Source organism: Streptomyces fulvorobeus (genome assembly GCF_013167895.1).
GTDB lineage: Bacteria > Actinomycetota > Actinomycetes > Streptomycetales > Streptomycetaceae > Streptomyces > Streptomyces fulvorobeus.
In genome coordinates, this window is record NZ_BLWC01000001.1 from 2,806,009 (window position 1) to 2,823,620 (window position 17,612).

At 71.9% G+C, this 17,612-nt stretch carries 15 protein-coding genes and 1 pseudogene; 4 read left to right on the top strand and 12 right to left on the bottom strand.

The window, feature by feature from the left end:
* Positions 1 to 156: 156 nt before the first annotated feature.
* Positions 157 to 2,997: an NACHT domain-containing protein gene (locus Sfulv_RS12615; protein ID WP_256668898.1), complete on the top strand. Its 2,841-nt coding sequence runs from the start codon at positions 157 to 159 to the stop codon at positions 2,995 to 2,997.
* A gap of 89 nt (positions 2,998 to 3,086) precedes the next feature.
* Here the strand turns inward: Sfulv_RS12615 and Sfulv_RS12620 are convergent.
* Positions 3,087 to 5,614: pseudogene (locus Sfulv_RS12620) on the bottom strand (ATP-dependent Clp protease ATP-binding subunit).
* Positions 5,615 to 6,055: 441 nt separating this feature from the next.
* On the opposite strand from Sfulv_RS12620, the gene Sfulv_RS12625 reads away from it, so the two are divergent.
* Positions 6,056 to 6,646 carry an SCO3374 family protein gene (locus Sfulv_RS12625; RefSeq protein WP_173313781.1) on the top strand — a complete coding sequence of 197 codons (591 nt, stop codon included), beginning with the start codon at positions 6,056 to 6,058 and terminating at the stop codon, positions 6,644 to 6,646.
* Here the strand turns inward: Sfulv_RS12625 and Sfulv_RS12630 are convergent.
* The 10 genes from Sfulv_RS12630 to Sfulv_RS12675 form a co-directional block, all read right to left on the bottom strand.
* Positions 6,625 to 6,960, bottom strand: coding sequence for a histone-like nucleoid-structuring protein Lsr2 (locus Sfulv_RS12630; RefSeq protein WP_173313782.1), 336 nt, complete (start codon positions 6,958 to 6,960; stop codon positions 6,625 to 6,627). The two genes, Sfulv_RS12625 and Sfulv_RS12630, sit on opposite strands and share 22 nt — an antisense overlap.
* Positions 6,961 to 7,104: 144 nt before the next feature.
* A complete protein-coding gene (locus tag Sfulv_RS12635; protein ID WP_173313783.1) occupies positions 7,105 to 7,674 on the bottom strand; it encodes an amino-acid N-acetyltransferase in 570 nt (189 codons plus the stop codon).
* A gap of 9 nt (positions 7,675 to 7,683) precedes the next feature.
* Complete coding sequence (locus Sfulv_RS12640; protein ID WP_173313784.1) at positions 7,684 to 8,118, bottom strand: BlaI/MecI/CopY family transcriptional regulator; 435 nt, start codon at positions 8,116 to 8,118, stop codon at positions 7,684 to 7,686.
* Between the two features lie 110 nt (positions 8,119 to 8,228).
* Positions 8,229 to 8,408 (bottom strand): hypothetical protein, encoded by a 180-nt coding sequence (locus Sfulv_RS12645; RefSeq protein ID WP_173313785.1) that lies wholly within the window; start codon positions 8,406 to 8,408, stop codon positions 8,229 to 8,231.
* Positions 8,409 to 8,476: 68 nt separating this feature from the next.
* Positions 8,477 to 9,058 carry a hypothetical protein gene (locus Sfulv_RS12650; protein ID WP_173317798.1) on the bottom strand — a complete coding sequence of 194 codons (582 nt, stop codon included), beginning with the start codon at positions 9,056 to 9,058 and terminating at the stop codon, positions 8,477 to 8,479.
* Positions 9,059 to 9,195: 137 nt separating this feature from the next.
* Complete coding sequence (locus tag Sfulv_RS12655) at positions 9,196 to 9,993, bottom strand: type III pantothenate kinase (protein ID WP_173313786.1); 798 nt, start codon at positions 9,991 to 9,993, stop codon at positions 9,196 to 9,198.
* Positions 9,993 to 11,030: a carboxylating nicotinate-nucleotide diphosphorylase gene (nadC, locus tag Sfulv_RS12660; RefSeq protein ID WP_173313787.1), complete on the bottom strand. Its 1,038-nt coding sequence runs from the start codon at positions 11,028 to 11,030 to the stop codon at positions 9,993 to 9,995. The genes Sfulv_RS12655 and nadC overlap by 1 nt, the downstream gene beginning before the upstream one ends.
* Positions 11,027 to 12,769 carry an L-aspartate oxidase gene (locus Sfulv_RS12665; RefSeq protein WP_173313788.1) on the bottom strand — a complete coding sequence of 581 codons (1,743 nt, stop codon included), beginning with the start codon at positions 12,767 to 12,769 and terminating at the stop codon, positions 11,027 to 11,029. Before Sfulv_RS12665 ends, nadC begins: the two co-directional genes overlap by 4 nt.
* On the bottom strand, positions 12,766 to 13,803 hold the full coding sequence (gene panC, locus Sfulv_RS12670; RefSeq protein ID WP_173313789.1) for a pantoate--beta-alanine ligase: 1,038 nt from the start codon (positions 13,801 to 13,803) through the stop codon (positions 12,766 to 12,768). Before panC ends, Sfulv_RS12665 begins: the two co-directional genes overlap by 4 nt.
* Positions 13,800 to 14,765 carry a Rossmann-like and DUF2520 domain-containing protein gene (locus tag Sfulv_RS12675; protein WP_173313790.1) on the bottom strand — a complete coding sequence of 322 codons (966 nt, stop codon included), beginning with the start codon at positions 14,763 to 14,765 and terminating at the stop codon, positions 13,800 to 13,802. Before Sfulv_RS12675 ends, panC begins: the two co-directional genes overlap by 4 nt.
* A 166-nt stretch (positions 14,766 to 14,931) precedes the next feature.
* Between Sfulv_RS12675 and Sfulv_RS12680 the strand changes: the two genes are divergently transcribed.
* On the top strand, positions 14,932 to 16,095 hold the full coding sequence (locus Sfulv_RS12680; RefSeq protein ID WP_173313791.1) for a threonine aldolase family protein: 1,164 nt from the start codon (positions 14,932 to 14,934) through the stop codon (positions 16,093 to 16,095).
* Positions 16,096 to 16,201: 106 nt separating this feature from the next.
* On the opposite strand, the gene Sfulv_RS12685 is transcribed toward Sfulv_RS12680, so the two are convergent.
* Positions 16,202 to 16,375: a hypothetical protein gene (locus Sfulv_RS12685; protein ID WP_173313792.1), complete on the bottom strand. Its 174-nt coding sequence runs from the start codon at positions 16,373 to 16,375 to the stop codon at positions 16,202 to 16,204.
* A 103-nt stretch (positions 16,376 to 16,478) separates the two neighbouring features.
* Here Sfulv_RS12685 and Sfulv_RS12690 point away from each other — a divergent pair, with 103 nt between their 5' ends.
* Positions 16,479 to 17,591: a DUF5937 family protein gene (locus tag Sfulv_RS12690; RefSeq protein ID WP_173317800.1), complete on the top strand. Its 1,113-nt coding sequence runs from the start codon at positions 16,479 to 16,481 to the stop codon at positions 17,589 to 17,591.
* Positions 17,592 to 17,612: the final 21 nt, after the last annotated feature.

Sequence of the window (17,612 nt, forward strand, 5' to 3'; positions counted from 1 at the left end):
ACGGCTCGGCGCCCTCGTCGGCGGCCAGGCACTCCACGACTGCGAGCTCACGGGCTTTCCGGACATCGAGCGGTACGGCCCCGGCGGGCATCTGGAGAGCGACCAGTACACGGCCACCGTCCTGCCCATGGCGGGCCGGATGCGCGGCCTCATGGTGTGCGAACTCGACGGCCCCCGCCGCCCACCGACGACCAGGGCGCTCCCAGGCTCCGGGGCCTGTCCGGCGGCCCCCTCTTCGCCGGCGATGTCCTCCTCGGCCTCGCCCGGCAGCTCCCCCGCCGGCGCGGCGGCCGGCGGGTGGAGTGCGTCGCGCTCGCCCCGCTCACCGCCGCCCGGCCGTTCCAGCTCGTCTACGAGCAGGCCACCGGCACCACGCCGCGGTGCGAGGAGGTCCACGGCCACCACCCCGGGGACCTGCGGTACGAGGAGGAGTACGCGGCCTCGGTCGGCGCCGCCTACCGGCGTACGAAGGTGTTCGGCCTCGACGAGCTGAACCGCGACGAGACCGAGTGGGACCTGGACACGGCGTATCTGAGCCTGGAGGCCCAGCCGCCCGACGAGCGGGCGGGGCAGCGCCCGCCCGCGGTGCCGCAGCGCGTCGACGCCCTGCTCTCCGCACGCCCCCGGGTGCTGCTGCGAGGCGACGCGGGCGCCGGGAAGACCACCCTGATCTGGTGGCTGGCCGCGCACGCGGCGGCCGGCACCCTCCCCGACCGGCTCGCCGCGCTCAACGGCCTGGTGCCCTTCGTCGTCCCCCTGCGTACCCTGCGTGCCCGGGGCGGCCCCTTCCCCGGACCCGAACCCGACAAGCTGCCCACGGCGGCCCGGCTGGTGGTCGACGACCCGCCCGAGGGCTGGGCGGGCCGGGTCCTGCGGTCCGGCCGGGCCCTGCTGCTGGTCGACGGCCTCGACGAGGTCCCGCAGGACGACCGCGAGGATGCCCACGACTGGCTGTCCCGGCTGCTGGCCCGCTATCCGGACATCCGGTGCGTGGCGACCGTCCGACCGCTGGCCGTGGAACCGGACTGGCTGAGGTCGCAGGAGTTCGAGGAGTTACGCCTGCTGCCAATGCGGAACGAGGACATCCGGTCCTTTGTGGGGGCGTGGCACAGGGCGGCCCGGCTGGACGGGGACGACCACGAGCACCTGACCGAGCTGGAACAGGACCTCACGCACCGTTTCACCCAGAACTCGGCCCTGCGCGACCTCGCCCGCACGCCCCTGCTCTGCGCCGTGATCTGCGCGCTCCACCGCCGGAGCCAGGGATTCCTGCCGGAGACCCGCTGGAAGCTCTACCGCTCGGCGCTCGACATGCTGCTGGGCAACCGCGACAAACGCCGCAAGATCGACGCGCCCGAGGGCATCACGATGGACGTCGAGGAACAGCTCCAGCTGCTCCAGCGCATCGCGGTCTGGCTGGTCCGCGGGGGCCAGTCGGAATTCTCCCGCGCACAGGCGCTTCGACAGCTGGCCCGCGCCCTCGCGGGCATGGAGCGGGTCCGCGCCCAGGGCACACCCGAGGAAATCCTGACCCACCTCCTGAACCGCAGCGGCCTCCTCCAGGAACGCACCGAGGACGCCTACCAGTTCGCCCACCGCACCTTCCAGGACTTCCTGGCGGCGAAGGAGCTGGTGGAGGACGACCATCTCAACGAACTGCTGGGGCACGCGTCCGACGAGCAGTGGCAGGACGTGATCCTGCTGGCGGCCGGGCACTGCGGCCGGCGCGAACTGCCCACGCTGGTCGGCGGTCTGCTCGACGCGGGCCTGGCGCGGACCAGGGGCTCACTCGCGCGGACGCAGCTCCATGTGCTGGCGGCCCTGTGCGAACAGCACGCGACCTGGCTCGACGAGGCCGTCAGGGAGCGGGTCCGCCGGCACACCGCTGACCTCTTCCCGCCGCGCCGGTTCGAGGACGTGCCGGTCCTGGCCCGGCTGGAGACGACGGCGCTCGGCCTGCTGCCCGCCCCGGGCAGTCTCCCGGAGGAGACGGACGCACCGGTCCGGGTCGCCCTGCTGATCAACACGGTCGGCGGCGCCGAAGCCGTCCCGTACGCGCGGGAGTGGGTCCTGGCCTACCCGTCCACCGGCCCGGACTTCGCCCGGTCCTGGTCCCAGTACCCCACGGAGCCGTACGCGCGAGAGGTCCTGGCCCGCATCGATCCGCGGTCCACGCTGCTGACGGTCTCCACCGCCGGCCAGCTGGCCGCCCTGCACCACGCCCCGGCGCTGGTCTCCGTCGAGCTGTTCGGCGCCTTGACGGACGAGGACCTCCGCTCGTTCCCCCGGGGCGCGAGCCCGGAGTTCCTGTACATCATGTCCAACCCCGTGCTCACCGACCTGTCCTTCACGAAGGTCTGCGGGGACCGGCTCACCGGGCTCTCCATCAGCGAGTGCCCCCGGATCGCGACCCTTGAGCCCCTCGCAGCCCTTCCGGCGCTCCACTTCCTGCGGCTGGACACCGAGAAGCTGACGAGCCGGGCGCTGGAGCCGCTGGGCTCCCTCAGCAGTCTGCGTTCGCTGACCCTGACCTCGATGTCGGCGGGCCACCTGAGCGACATCCCGGTGTCCGGGCTGGTCACCCACCTGATGATCCGGCCCACCCGGCCCTTCGCGGTGACGGGCCTGGAGGCGTGGAAGAGCCTGACCTCGCTCGCCCTCCACAACGCGTTCCCCACCACCGGGCTCTCCGAGGCGCTGCGGACCGGTACCGGCATCACCGATCTCGACCTGTCGGCGTCCGCGCTGCACGAGCTCCTCACCGGGGAGCCCCTGCCGCACGTCACCCAGCTGAGCTTCGACTCCCTGCACGGCAGCGAACTCGACGCGGTCGTCCGGACGTTCCCGTCCCTGACCTCGCTCGGGATACGGCTCGGACCCAACCCGCCGCACCCCCTGAACCTGGCCCCGCTGCGGGCACTGCCCGGCTGCCGGGTCACCGTCGACGGCGCCCACTCGGAGATCGTCGGCGACGAAGGCATCGACATCACGCTCTGAACTCCCCGGACCGCGCACGCACAAGGGGCTGCCCCGGAACCGGTCACCGGTCCGGGGCAGCCCCTTCGTTTCTGCTGACTACGACGCCGTCAGACGTCCTTCGTCATGTTCGGGCCGGCGCCGCCTGCCGCCTGCTCGATCGGAGGAACGTCGGGCAGTGCCGACTTCTCCTCGCCGCGGAACGAGAACTTCTTCTCCTCGCCCTCGCCTTCCGTACCGACGACCACGATGTGACCGGGGCGCAGCTCACCGAAGAGGATCTTCTCGGAGAGGATGTCCTCGATCTCGCGCTGGATCGTCCGGCGCAGCGGCCGGGCGCCCATCACGGGGTCGTAGCCCTTCTTCGCCAGGAGCGTCTTGGCCTCGGCGCTGAGCTCGATGCCCATGTCGCGGTCCTTGAGACGCTCGTCCACCTTGGCGACCATGAGGTCGACGATCTGGATGATGTCTTCCTCGGTCAGCTGGTGGAAGACGACCGTGTCGTCGACGCGGTTGAGGAACTCCGGCCTGAAGTGCTGCTTGAGCTCTTCGTTGACCTTGACCTTCATCCGCTCGTAGTTCGTCTTGACGTCGCCCTGGGCGGCGAAGCCCAGGTTGAAGCCCTTGGAGATGTCCCGGGTCCCGAGGTTGGTCGTCATGATGATGACCGTGTTCTTGAAGTCCACGACCCGGCCCTGGGAGTCGGTCAGGCGACCGTCCTCCAGGATCTGGAGCAGGGAATTGAAGATATCGGGGTGGGCCTTCTCGACCTCGTCGAAGAGGACGACGGAGAACGGCTTGCGGCGCACCTTCTCGGTGAGCTGTCCGCCCTCTTCGTAGCCCACGTAACCGGGGGGCGAACCGAAGAGCCGGGAAACCGTGTGCTTCTCGCTGAACTCCGACATGTCGAGGGAGATCAGCGCGTCCTCGTCACCGAAGAGGAATTCGGCGAGCGTCTTGGAGAGCTCGGTCTTACCGACACCGGACGGACCGGCGAAGATGAACGAGCCGCCGGGGCGCTTCGGGTCCTTCAGGCCGGCCCGCGTACGGCGGATCGCCTGCGAAAGGGCCTTGATGGCGTCCTTCTGGCCGATGACGCGCTTGTGGAGCTCGTCCTCCATGCGCAGCAGACGGGAGGACTCCTCCTCCGTCAGCTTGAAGACCGGGATGCCGGTGGCCGTGGCCAGGACCTCGGCGATGAGCTCGCCGTCGACCTCGGCGACGACGTCCATGTCGCCGGCCTTCCACTCCTTCTCGCGCTTGGCCTTCGCCGCCAGCAGCTGCTTCTCCTTGTCACGGAGAGACGCCGCCTTCTCGAAGTCCTGGGAGTCGATCGCCGACTCCTTGTCGCGGCGGACACCCGCGATCTTCTCGTCGAACTCGCGGAGGTCCGGCGGCGCCGTCATCCGGCGGATGCGCATCCGGGAGCCGGCCTCGTCGATCAGGTCGATCGCCTTGTCCGGCAGGAAGCGGTCCGAGATGTACCGGTCGGCCAGCGTCGCGGCCTGGACCAGCGCCTCGTCCGTGATGGAGACCCGGTGATGGGCCTCGTAACGGTCGCGCAGGCCCTTGAGGATCTCGATGGTGTGCGGCAGCGAAGGCTCCGCGACCTGGATGGGCTGGAAGCGTCGCTCGAGAGCGGCGTCCTTCTCCAGGTGCTTGCGGTACTCGTCGAGCGTCGTGGCACCGATGGTCTGGAGCTCGCCTCGCGCCAGCATGGGCTTGAGGATGCTCGCGGCGTCGATCGCGCCCTCGGCGGCACCCGCACCCACCAGGGTGTGGAGCTCGTCGATGAACAGGATGATGTCGCCGCGGGTGCGGATCTCCTTGAGGACCTTCTTCAGGCGCTCCTCGAAGTCACCGCGGTAGCGGGAACCCGCGACCAGGGCGCCGAGGTCAAGCGTGTAGAGGTGCTTGTCCTTGAGGGTCTCGGGCACCTCGCCCTTGACGATGGCCTGTGCCAGGCCCTCGACGACCGCCGTCTTGCCGACGCCGGGCTCGCCGATGAGAACCGGGTTGTTCTTGGTACGGCGGGACAGCACCTGCATGACCCGCTCGATCTCCTTCTCGCGCCCGATGACCGGGTCGAGCTTGGATTCGCGAGCGGCCTGGGTGAGGTTCCGGCCGAACTGGTCCAGCACGAGGGACGTGGAGGGCGTGCCCTCCGCGGGGCCGCCCGCCGTGGCCGCCTCCTTGCCTCCCGAGTACCCGGAGAGCAGCTGGATGACCTGCTGCCGCACCCGGTTCAGGTCGGCGCCCAGCTTCACGAGGACCTGGGCGGCTACGCCCTCGCCCTCGCGGATCAGGCCGAGCAGGATGTGCTCGGTGCCGATGTAGTTGTGGCCCAGCTGAAGGGCCTCGCGGAGCGAGAGCTCCAGGACCTTCTTGGCTCGGGGGTGAAGGGGATGTGGCCGGACGGGGCCTGCTGGCCCTGACCGATGATCTCCTCCACCTGCTGGCGGACCGCCTCGAGCGAGATCCCGAGGCTCTCCAGGGCCTTAGCGGCGACACCCTCACCCTCGTGGATCAGGCCCAGGAGGATGTGCTCGGTGCCGATGTAGTTGTGGTTGAGCATCCGGGCTTCTTCCTGAGCCAGGACGACAACCCGCCGCGCGCGGTCGGTGAACCTCTCGAACATCGTTAATCGCTCCTCAGAGCGGTCAGGCAGTAAGGGGTCGGTCCCCTCCCTGTCCTTCCGCAGCTTAGTCCCGCAAGCGGGGACCGCTCATTCCAACTGCCGACAACTGCCGACACCCGATCTCGGTCTCTCCTGCCCCGAACGCCGACAACTGCTCCAACCCGATGGTGGGAGACGATGTTCCCGCAGGCCAGCCAGATAGCCCTTTCGCCAGTACGCCGATGGCGAACGTGAGACGCTTCGGCCCGCGTGTCGCCCCTTCCCACTAGGGATGTCTTACCCGCAACTACTGACAGTCCATGCGGCGCGACCCGGTTCCCTCAGCTACGGGCGAACACATCCCCGCTCCCGTATCCGTCCGCACGCCCCCATACCGGGCACAGCGGGCAACCCGGCACTGACTGCGCGTAACTTCGGGGGCGGCTGGACGGTTCATCGGGCATGGCCCTCACCGTCCCGCCTCCCCGCTCGTCGCCCGAAGCCGAGGACTGGACGCGGTGGTACGAACGCGAGCTTGGCTGGGCCACCGCCGATGGCGCCCCCGTACGTCTGCTGACCGGGCTGCGCTTCGACGTGCTTGAGCTGCCCGCGGACGCCGGTCACGCCGCGCTGCGGCGGCTGGGGCCCACGGGCCCGGTGGTGGTGGCCGGACAGCGCATGGGGATGCTGGTGGCCGCGGGAAGCGCGGACGAGCTGCCGGGGCTGCTCGACTGGCTGGAGTGGAGCGGAATCGCCCTCGGCCTGACCGCTGTCGGCGCCGGCGGGCGGATCGCCGCCCCGGCGCCGCCCGGCTCGGCGGCCGGCGCGCCGGGGGCCGCGCTGTGGCTGCGGCCCCCCGAGCCGAGGCAGGAGATCGAGCCGGCACTCCCCGCCCTCGTCGGCTTCGGGAGCATCGGGAACAAGAACGGAAATGTTCCCGATCTCGCACGGCTCGTCGACGTGGCCGCCACGGAATGCCACCGGGCGCGGCTGACGCGTGCCCGGGCCGGGCCGGCCGGCTGGGCGACGGCTCAGCCGTTGGCCTTCTCGTAAGCCTCGCGGATCTCCGCGGGCACACGGCCGCGGTCATTCACGTTGTGGCCGTTCTCGCGAGCCCACTTACGGATCTCGGCGGTGTCCTTGTTGCCACCGGTGACCGCGCGGCCCTTGCCACGGCCGGTCGCGGCGCGGCCACCGGTACGACGGCCACCCTTGGTGTACGGCTCGAGAAGACCACGGAGCTTGTCCGCGTTGGTCGTCGTGAGGTCGATCTCGTAGGTCTTGCCGTCAAGTGCGAACGTCACTGTCTCGTCCGCCTCGCCACCGTCGAGGTCATCGACAAGAAGGACCTGAACCTTCTGTGCCACTGGATTTCCTTTCATCGAAAATGTAGTACGCGGAAAGGAAACCGCTTTTCCCCGGAAAACACAAACCCCTGGGAGAGGTTCAGGAGTGCAAGAACGCGGGAAACAGGCGCGATTCGGACATAGGGCTACGGCTGCTTCTGCCGGTCACAGGTGCAGAAGCATCCGGCTGTTGCCCAAGGTGTTCGGCTTCACCCGTTCGAGACCCAGGAACTCGGCGACACCCTCGTCATAGGAACGCAGCAGCTCACTGTAGACATCCGTGTCGACCGGCGTCTCTCCGATCTCGACGAAGCCGTGCTTCGCGAAGAAGTCCACTTCGAAGGTGAGGCAGAAAACCCGGCGCACGCCCAGCCACCGTGCCGTCTGCAAGAGCTTGTCCAGCACCTTGTGACCGACGCCGGCGCCCTTGATGCTGTGGTCGACTGCGAGAGTGCGCACTTCGGCGAGGTCTTCCCACATCACGTGCAGTGCCCCGCAGCCGATGACCCGGCCGTCCTCGTCGCGTTCCGCGACCCAGAACTCCTGGATGTCCTCGTAAAGCGTCACCGTCGCTTTGTCGAGCAGGATGCCTTCGGAGACGTACCCGTCAAGGAGGCTGCGCACCGACGCCACATCGGTGGTCCTGGCACGTCGGACGGTGATGGCGGGACTATTTACCGACGGGTCGGTATGAAACTCGGTATCCGGCTGGGTTTGCGGCGGCTCTGAGGACATGACCAGACGCTATCGCCCGGTCTCCGGCTCCGCGTCATCGGCCGGGGTTGTCTCACCGGCCGGACTGGCGTGAGCTCCGGGGAAGGTGGGCAGAACCATGCGCATGGCGTCCTGCAGAGCCTCGCGCTGTTCGGCCGACATCATGCCGAAGAAGGCGACGAGAGCGGCTGCGGGGTTGTCACTGCGGGACCAGGCTTCGTTCATCAGTGCGGCCGAGTACGCGGCACGGGTGGAGACGGCCGTATATCGATATGCGCGGCCGTCGACTTCCCTGCGGACCCAGCCCTTCTGATGGAGATTGTCCATTACCGTCATGACCGTCGTGTACGCGATGGACCGCTCCCGCTGAAGGTCCTCCAGAACTTCCCGCACGGTGACGGGACGGTTCCATTGCCAGACCCGCGTCATCACGGCGTCTTCCAGCTCTCCCAATTGGCGAGGCACAGCGTCACCTTAGTACCAGATGTCTGGAATGAGCAGTCATTAACACAGCAAAAGGGCGTACAGCTCGTCACTCACGAGCCGTACGCCCTCGGGGGCCGGAGCGGACGCGGTCAGGCGCCTTCGGCCCGTGGGTTCTGGCGGACCGCCTCCGTGCGGGAGATCGCCGCGTCCACGGCCGCGTCCTCCTTGGTCTTGTTCGGACCGCCCTGGCTCTTGACGATCGTCACGACCAGACCGATGAAGAAAGCGGCCATCACCACGGGGGGCAGAAGCGCGGATACGTAGTCCATGCCGTCCAGAGTAGCGAGCCCGGCGCGGCCGGGGAGCGCGCCCTCCCGGGGAGGGCGCGGCCCACCGGTCAGCCCGCGGCGCGCTCCTCGGACGGCGTGACCGGGCGGCGGCGGGGCGGGAAGACCTCGGAGGGCTTGGGCGCGGGGCGCTCCCCGGGGGACTGGGGGCGGGCGGGGGCCGGCGGGGCCTTCGGCCGGTCCGGTTCCCGGGCGGCGGCGAGGCCGCCCGGCAGGGCGAGCAGGCGGCTGCGGGGGGCGGGGGTCGTCGCGGCGACGGCGCGTCCGGCGAGGCGGGCGCGTACCGAGCGTTCCGCGAGCGTCCGGCAGCGTTCCAGCAGGGCCGCGGCGAGGGGTCTGCCCCGCAGGGCGCGCAGGGCGGCCAGGTCGTCGGGGCGGGGGTCGTATCCGGCGGCCAGGGCGTCCTGGAGCAGCTCCAGGTAGCCGGAGACGGAGCCTGGGAGGGCTTCGCGGTAGCGGGCGAGATCGGCGAGGAGGAAGGCGCGCAGCCTGCCCGCCTCCCCGACCGCCTCGTCCACGGCCTCGGCGAGCCGCAGGCAGTCCTGGACATCCTCTTCGGGCAGGGGCGTGGGGTGGAGGGCGGTGGCGAGGGCGCGTCGGAGCACACGCAGCTCGTCCGCACCGAACGCCATGCCGCCGCGTGATCCGTAGGGCGTGGGCATAGCGCGACATTACGTGCTAAATGGAAAAAGTCCTCTTAACTGGCCGTGGGCGGCGCGCCGTCCGCCGACGCGCCGCCGGTCCGTTCCCGCAGGTGCGGGCGCGTGTGTCAGAGCCGCGAGACGTTGCGCTCGTACACGAGGCGGAGACCGATGAGCGTCAGCCAGGGCTCGTGCTCGTCGATGACGGAGGCGTCCTCCAACACCATCGGAGCAAGGCCGCCGGTCGCGATGACGGTGACGTCGGCGGGGTCGGCCGCGAGCTCCTTCTTCATCCGGGACACGACGCCGTCGATCTGGCCCGCGAAGCCGTAGACGATGCCGGACTGCATGGCCTCCACGGTGTTCTTGCCGATCACACTGCGCGGCCTGGCCAGCTCGATCTTGCGGAGCTGGGCGCCCTTGACCCCCAGTGCCTCCACCGAGATCTCGATGCCGGGGGCGATCACGCCGCCCGTGTACTCACCGCGCGCCGAGACCGCGTCGAAGGTCGTGGCCGTACCGAGGTCCACGACGATCGCCGGTCCGCCGTAGAGCTCGACCGCCGCGACCGCGTTGATGATGCGGTCCGCTCCGACCTCCTTCGGGTTGTCCATCAGGACCGGCACGCCCGTCTTGACGCCCGGCTCCACCAGGACCGCGGGGACGTCGCCGTAGTAGCGGCGGGTGACCTCGCGGAGCTCGTGCAGGACGGCGGGGACGGTCGAGCAGATCGCGATGCCGTCGATGCCGTCCCCGAGCTCGTCACCGAGCAGCGGGTGCATGCCCATGAGGCCCTGGAGCAGCACGGCGAGCTCGTCGGCGGTGCGGCGGGCGTCGGTGGAGATCCGCCAGTGCTCGACGATCTCCTCGCCGTCGAACAGGCCGAGGACCGTGTGCGAGTTTCCGACGTCGATGGTGAGCAGCATCAGGCGCCGGCCCCGTCGGTGTCGCGGAAGTCCAGGCCGATGTCGAGGATCGGCGAGGAGTGGGTGAGCGCGCCGACGGCCAGGTAGTCGACGCCCGCATCGGCATAGGCACGCGCCGATGCGAGCGAGAGCCGGCCGGAGGACTCCAGGACGGCCCGGCCGCCGACCAGGGCGACGGCCTGCGCCGTCAGCTCCGGGGTGAAGTTGTCCAGCAGGATCAGGTCGGCGCCCGCGTCGAGAACCTCGCCGACCTGCTCCAGGGTGTCGGCCTCGACCTCGATGGGTACGTCCGGGAACGCGTCCCTGACCCGCTTGAACGCCTCCGCCACCCCGCCCGCCGCGATGACGTGGTTGTCCTTGACGAGCGCCGCGTCCGAGAGCGACATGCGGTGGTTGACGCCGCCCCCGCAGCGCACCGCGTACTTCTCCAGCGCGCGCAGTCCGGGGGTCGTCTTGCGGGTGTCGCGGACCTCGGCCTTCGTGCCCTCCAGCACGTCGGCCCAGGCGCGGGTGGCGGTCGCGATGCCGGAGAGCCGGCAGAGCAGGTTGAGGGCGCTGCGCTCACCGGTCAGCAGGTCCCGGGTGCGGGTGGTGACGGTCAGCAGCTTCTGGCCCGCCACGACGCGGTCGCCGTCCAGGACGTGCCGCTTGACCTCGAACTCTTCCGTACAGACGATCGAGAGCACGGCTTCCGCGATGTGGATGCCGGCGACGACGCCCGCCTCGCGCGCGGTGAAGTCTCCGGTGGCGACGGCCTCCTCGGGGACCGTCGCGACGGTCGTGACGTCCACACCGCCGTCGAGGTCCTCCTCGATCGCGACGTGCGCGACGTCCTCGACCTGGACGGGGTCCAGGCCGGCCTCGGCGAGCAGCTGGGCGAGGGCCGGGTCCAGACCGCACTCCAGGCCGTCGGGGTCGTAACCGTCGCCGCAGCCGCAGCCGTCGCCGCAGCCCTCCGCTGCGGGAGCGGGCGCGCCGATATGGATCAGCGGTACGTCCACGGGCGTGGGGCGCGGATTCTCTTCGGGCGTGCTCACGGTTGCGGCTCCTCGGGGGCGTCGGCGGGGATCGGGGTGCTCGGGCAGTCTGGTGTGCCGGTGGCGCGTACGGGCGGGAACGCGGCGTTCTCCGTACGGCTGACGACCAGCCGCCGGTCCTGGGCGATCCGTACGACGAGGTGGCGGCGCCAGTTCTCGTCGTCCCGGTCGGGCCGGTCCTCGCGCCAGTGGCAGCCGCGGGTCTCCTCGCGCTCGCGGGCGGCGGCGACCAGGACCCGCGAGACCAGGAGCAGGTTGGTGGCCTCCCAGGCGTCCACGCCCGGCACGGCCACCTTGGGTTCGGCCGCGTCCGCGTCGTCGGCGGCCGTGCGGTGCAGGGCCTCCAGTGCGTCGGCAGCGGTGGCGAGACTGGCGGCGGAGCGGATGACTCCGGCGCCCTTGGTCATGATCCGCTGGATCGCCGCCCGGGATTCGGGGACCAGGAGGGGGTCGGTGCCGCCACCGGCCGGTTCCACCGCGTCGGTGCGCCCGGGCCGGTCCCGCACGATGTCCGCCGCGATGCGCTCCGCGAAGACCAGGCCCTCCAGGAGGGAGTTGGAGGCCAGCCGGTTCGCGCCGTGCACGCCGGTGCAGGCGACCTCGCCGCACGCGTAGAGACCGGGGACCGTCGTGCGGCCCGCGAGGTCGGTGCGGATGCCGCCCGAGGCGTAGTGCGCGGCCGGGGCGACCGGGATCGGCTCGGTGACCGGGTCGATGCCGTGGGCCCGGCAGGCGGCCAGGATCGTGGGGAAGCGGTGCTCCCACATCTCGGCGCCGAAGTGGCGGGCGTCCAGGTACATGTGCTCGGTGCCGTGCTCGTGCATCCGGCGGGTGATGGCCTTGGCGACGATGTCGCGCGGGGCCAGCTCGGCGAGCTCGTGCTGCCCGAGCATGAACCGGGTGCCGGACGCGTCGACGAGGTGGGCGCCCTCGCCGCGTACCGCCTCGGACACGAGGGGCTGCTGGCCCTCCGAGTCCGCGCCCAGGAACAGGACCGTCGGGTGGAACTGGACGAACTCCAGGTCGGAGACCTCCGCGCCGGCCCGCAGCGCCAGGGCCACGCCGTCGCCCGTGGAGACCGACGGGTTGGTGGTGGCGGAGAAGACCTGGCCCATGCCTCCGGTGGCGAGGACGACGGCGGGCGCGCGGACCGCTCCCACGCCGTCGTGCTGGCCCTCGCCCATGACGTGCAGGGTGACCCCCGCCGTACGGCCTTCGGCGTCGGTCAGGAGATCCAGGACCAGCGCGTTCTCCACGGTGTGGAGGGCCGCCGAGCGCACGGCCTCGACCAGGGCACGGGAGATCTCGGCGCCCGTGGCGTCGCCTCCGGCGTGCGCGATGCGGCGGCGGTGGTGGCCGCCCTCGCGGGTCAGGGCGATGTCGCCGCTCTCCGTCCTGTCGAACAGCGCGCCGGTCTCGATCAGCCGGCGTACGGCGTCGGGGCCCTCGGTGACCAGGGTGCCCACCGCCGTCTCGTCGCACAGGCCCGCGCCCGCGACGAGGGTGTCCGCCAGGTGCTGCTGGGGGGTGTCGCCCTCGCCGAGCGCCGCCGCGATACCGCCCTGCGCCCAGCGGGTGGAGCCGTCGTCGAGTCGCGCCTTGGTGACCACGACGGTGGCGAGGCCCGCGGCGGCGCAGCGCAGTGCGGTGGTGAGACCGGCCACGCCCGAGCCGACCACGACGACGTCCGCGTCGATGGCCCAGCCGGGGGCGGGGGCGGTCAGCCGTATTCCGGTCACGTGAGGGCTCCGAGGGTCAGGGGGATGTTGTCGATCAGTCGGGTCGCGCCCACCCGGGCCGCCACGGCGAGGATCGCGTCGCCTTGGTCACGGTCGTCGGGGATCTCGGTGAAGTCCGCCGGGTCGACGAGGGCGACGTAGTCGAGGGCGAGCGGCGGCTGTTCCCTGGCGGCGTCGTCCAGGACGAGCCTGGCCGCGGCACGGACCGCGGCGGGACCGCCGCCCGGCCGGGCCAGGGCCACCGCCTGGGTGTCGGCGGCAGCGCGGATCTCACCGAGCGCGGCGAGCCCGGCGACCCGGTCCGCGTGGGCCGAGGTGGTTGTCGCGCGCTCGTGCAGGGCCCGCTGGGCGGCCAGCCGGTCCCGGGCAGCGAACAGGGCCCGGGGCAGCGCGAGGGCGGTGCGCCGCTCCTCGCGGGCGAGGAAGCGGTTGCGGCTGGAGAGCGCCAGGCCGTCGGGGTCGCGGACGGTGGGGACGCCCGTGATCCCGACGCCGAAGTTGAGATCACGCACCATGCGGCGGATCAGAGCGAGCTGCTGGGCGTCCTTCTGCCCGTACAGCGCCTCGTCCGGGCGGGTGAGGTGGAGCAGCTTGGCGACGACGGTCAGCATGCCGTCGAAGTGCCCGGGGCGCGCGGCGCCTTCGAGGCGCTCGCCCATGGGGCCCGCGGTGATGCGGACCTGGGGTTCGCCGCCCGGGTAGACCTCGTCGGCCGAGGGCGCGAAGACGGCGTCGGCGCCCGCCGCCCCGGCGACGGCGAGGTCCGCGTCGAGCGTGCGGGGGTAGCGGTCGAGGTCGGCCGCCTCGCCGAACTGGAGGGGGTTCACGAAGACGGTGACCACGACCTGGCCGGCCGGACCCGCGGTGGAGCGGGCGGTACGGATCAGGGTGGCGTGGCCCTCGTGGAGCGCGCCCATCGTCATGACGACGACGCGCCGCGCCCCCGCCGGGCGGCGCAGGGCGTCGAGCTCGGCCGCGGTGCGCAGGAGAACGGGGGCGCCGAGGGCGGCGGGGACGGAGCGCTGGGCGGTCATCGGGTCCCCTCCGGTCCTGTGCCCTCGGTTCCGCCGGACGGGGCCGGGCGGCCACCGTCGGCCAGGACGCCGAGCAGGTCCTGCGCGAGCTCCGGCTTGAGCATGCCGTGCGCCAGGGCCCGGTCGGCGGTGGCGCGGGCCATCGCGACGTATCCGGCCACCGTCTCCGGGGCGTGCGCGCGCAGTTCGCCGATGTGTGCCGCGACGGTGCCCGCGTCGCCCCGGGCGACGGGTCCGGTCAGCGCCGCGTCGCCCGAACGCAGGGCGTTGTCGAGCGCCGCCCCGAGGAGCGGGCCGAGCATCCGGTCGGGGGCGGTGACCCCGGCCTTGGTCAGCAGTTCCATCGCCTCGGCCACCAGCGTGACCAGGTGGTTCGCGCCGAGGGCGAGGGCCGCGTGGTAGAGCGGACGGGACTCCTCCGCGATCCACTCGGGCTCACCGCCCATCTCGATGACCAGGGCTTCCGCGGCGAGCCTGAGCTCCACGGGGGCGGTGACACCGAACGAGCAGCCGGCGAGCCGCTGGACGTCGACGGAGCTGCCGGTGAACGTCATCGCGGGGTGCAGGGCGAGGGGCAGCGCCCCGGCCCGCCGGGCGGGGTCGAGCACCCTGGTGCCGTACCGCCCCGAGGTGTGGACGAGGAGCTGCCCCGGCCGGACGGCACCGGTATCGGCGAGTCCTTCCACCAGAGCGGGCAGCGCGTCGTCGGGGACGGTCAGGAGCACCAGATCGGCGCGCGCCAGCACTTCGCCGGGCGTCACCAGGGGGACGTCGGGGAGCAGCGCGGCGGCCCGGCGCACCGATGCGTCGGAGACGCCCGACACGGCCACCGGGCGGTGTCCGGCGAGCTGGAGCGAGGCGGCGAGCGCCGGACCGACCCGGCCCGCGCCGACGACGCCGACCGTGAGGCGGGCGGGGCGGTCCCTCGCGTCGAGGGGGTCCTTCGAAGATGTCGTGTTCACGCGGCGATGGCCTTCCGTTCCAGTCCGCGGGGGGTACCGGACGATTTCTCTGCATGCTACGCCAGCGTTTCGTACCGCCCCCCGGCTGTCCACAGCCTGTGGGTAACCCGGCGGCTCCGGCGGAATCCGGTCGGACGATGTCAGTGGCCCGGGTAATGATCGTCCCATGACGGACATCGACGGGCAGAAGGAGCGGCAGCGGAGGCTGACCGCGTGGCGGCGGGCGGGCCGGGTCCTGGCACGGGCGTCCGCGGAGACCACGATCGGCGAGCGGCTCGCCTCGCTGACGGCCGGTGCGGGCGCCGTCCACGACCTGGACGACTGGACCGACATGTACGGCGACGGGGTGGTCGGCGAGGTCGAGCACCGGGTCGCGGAGCTGCTCGGCACGCAGGCCGCCGCCTTCTTCCCGACCGGGACGATGGCCCAGCAGATCGCGTTGCGCTGCTGGGCGGGACGGACCGGTGACCGGACCGTGGCCCTGCACCCGCTCTCCCACCCCGAGGTGCACGAGCGGGGCGCGCTGAGCGCGGTGGGCGGGCTGCGTACGGTGCACCCGACCTCCGCTCCCCGGCTGCCCACCGCGAAGGAGATACGGGAGTTCCCCGAGCCGTTCGGGACGCTGCTGCTGGAGCTGCCGCTGCGGGACGCCGGCTTCGTCCTGCCCGGGTGGGAGGCGCTGGAGGACGTGGTGGCCGCCGCGCGGGAGCGGGACGCCGTCGTCCATCTGGACGGAGCGCGCCTGTGGGAGTGCGTCCCGCACCTCGGGCGCGGGCTCCCGGAGATCGCCGGGCTCGCGGACAGCGTGTACGTGTCGTTCTACAAGTCCCTGGGCGGGCTCTCCGGAGCCGCGCTCGCCGGTCCCGCCGAGCTGGTCGACGAGGCGCGGACATGGCGCCACCGATACGGCGGAGACGTCTTCCAGCAGCACCCGGCGGCGCTCAGCGCACTGCTCGGGCTGGAACGGGAGCTGCCGCGGCTGCCGTCGTACGTGGCGCACGCGAAGGTCGTGGCCGGGGCGCTGGCCGAGGGCTTCGCCGAGTCGGCGGTCCCGTGGTCCCGGGTGTGTCCGGAACCCCCGCACACGCATCAGTTCCAGGTCTGGCTGCCGTACGGGGCGGATGTGCTGAACGAGGCGTCGCTACGGCAGGCGGAGGAGACGGGGAGAGTGCTGTTCCGCCGGTGGTCAGCAGGTCCGTCGACGCCGCCCGGGGTCTCGTGCACGGAGGTCACGGTCTCCGCGGAGGGGCTGGAGTGGACGGCCCGGGATGTGCGCGACGCGGTGGACGAGTTCGTCGGGTTCGTCGGGTTCGTCGGGCGGGAGGTGTAGGCGGGGGCCGGGGGCGGGTGGCCATCCGGTGACCGGGCGGGCTCACGCGCCGGGCGGGCTCACACGCCGGCAGGCTTACGTGGCGGCGGTCTACGCGGTGGGCGGTCTACGCGGCGGGCGGGCCGGAGGGGTGGTCGGTGCGGCCGGGCCAGGGGAACCACCGGACCGGTTCCGCTTCCGCGCTCCGGCGCCGGCCGGTCCGGTAGGGCGGCGGCGGGGACTCCTCGCCGTGCTGAGCCGCGCGGTAGCTGTCGAGCATGTGCTGCTGAAGGGCGTCCATGTCCTCAGGGTGAGCCGGTCACGGCCGGCGGGCGCGCGGATTGACGAGCAGCGTCAAACGGTGGGGGCCCCGCCCCCGTACCCCGCACCATGGAGGGGTGAGCGTGAACATCGACATCGCGGGCCTGCCCGCCGACCGCATCGTCTTCGAGACCTCGCCCCTCGCCGAGCTGGGGCTGGCTCTGCACGCGCTCTCCGAGCCGGGGCACCATCCCGGCCTGCACGGCTGGGCCACCGCGACCTCCTCCGCCCTGGAGCCCGGCCTCGCGGACCGGCTCCACGAGGCGGACTTCCTGTGGCGCAACACCTTCTCGGACGTCTTCATGCCGTTCGCCGGGGTGCGCGGCGGCGACGGCAGGACCGGGGCCACCCTGGCCGAGGACCTGGACATCCTCGACACCATGGACGACGAGCGGTTCGTCGCCGCCGCCCTGGAGTTCACCTGCGCCAGCCTGTACGGCACCGGTGCGCCCTCCCCGCTGGCCGACGCCGCGATGCGGACGCGCGCGCTGGACATGGCCGCGGCCCGGGGCCCGCAGCAGGTGAGGTTCACCCAGCAGCTGCTCACCGACCCGGTGTCCGTACGCGGATGGGTCCGGCGCCTCCTGGAAGACTGCGACCAGGCGTTCTTCGCGGACACCTGGCACCGGGTGCGGGTGCAGCTCGTCGCCGACGCCCGGCACAAGACGGAGCTGCTGCGGCGCAAGGGGCTCGAAGAGGCGATGCGCGCGGTCTCCACCGCCCTCTCGCTGAACGGCGACGGGACCCGGATCACCGTGGACAAGCTGTCCGAGGGCCGGACCGACGCCGCCGGCCTGGGAGTCGGCCCCGGGCTCACCCTCATACCGACCGCGTTCGGCTGGCCGCACCTGATGGTGGTGCACGCTCCGGGCTGGCGGCCGGTGATCCACTACCCGGTGCACCGCCCCGACCTGCCCTCTCCCGCCTCCGTCGAGCTGCTCCAGCTGCGGATGGCGGCGCTGGCCCACCCGATGCGGATGCGCCTGTGCCGCAACCTCGCCCGTTCCCCGTACACCACCGGCGAGCTCGCCGACTCGCACGGAATCACGTCTCCCGAGGTATCACGCCACCTCTCGGTACTGAAGAAGGCCGGCCTCGTCACCACCCGGCGGCGCGGGCGTTACGTCCTGCACCAGCTGGACCTGACCGCGGTGACCCGGCTCGGCAGCGACTTCCTGGAGGGCGTCCTGCGCTGAGCGGGCTGACCGGCCCGGCCG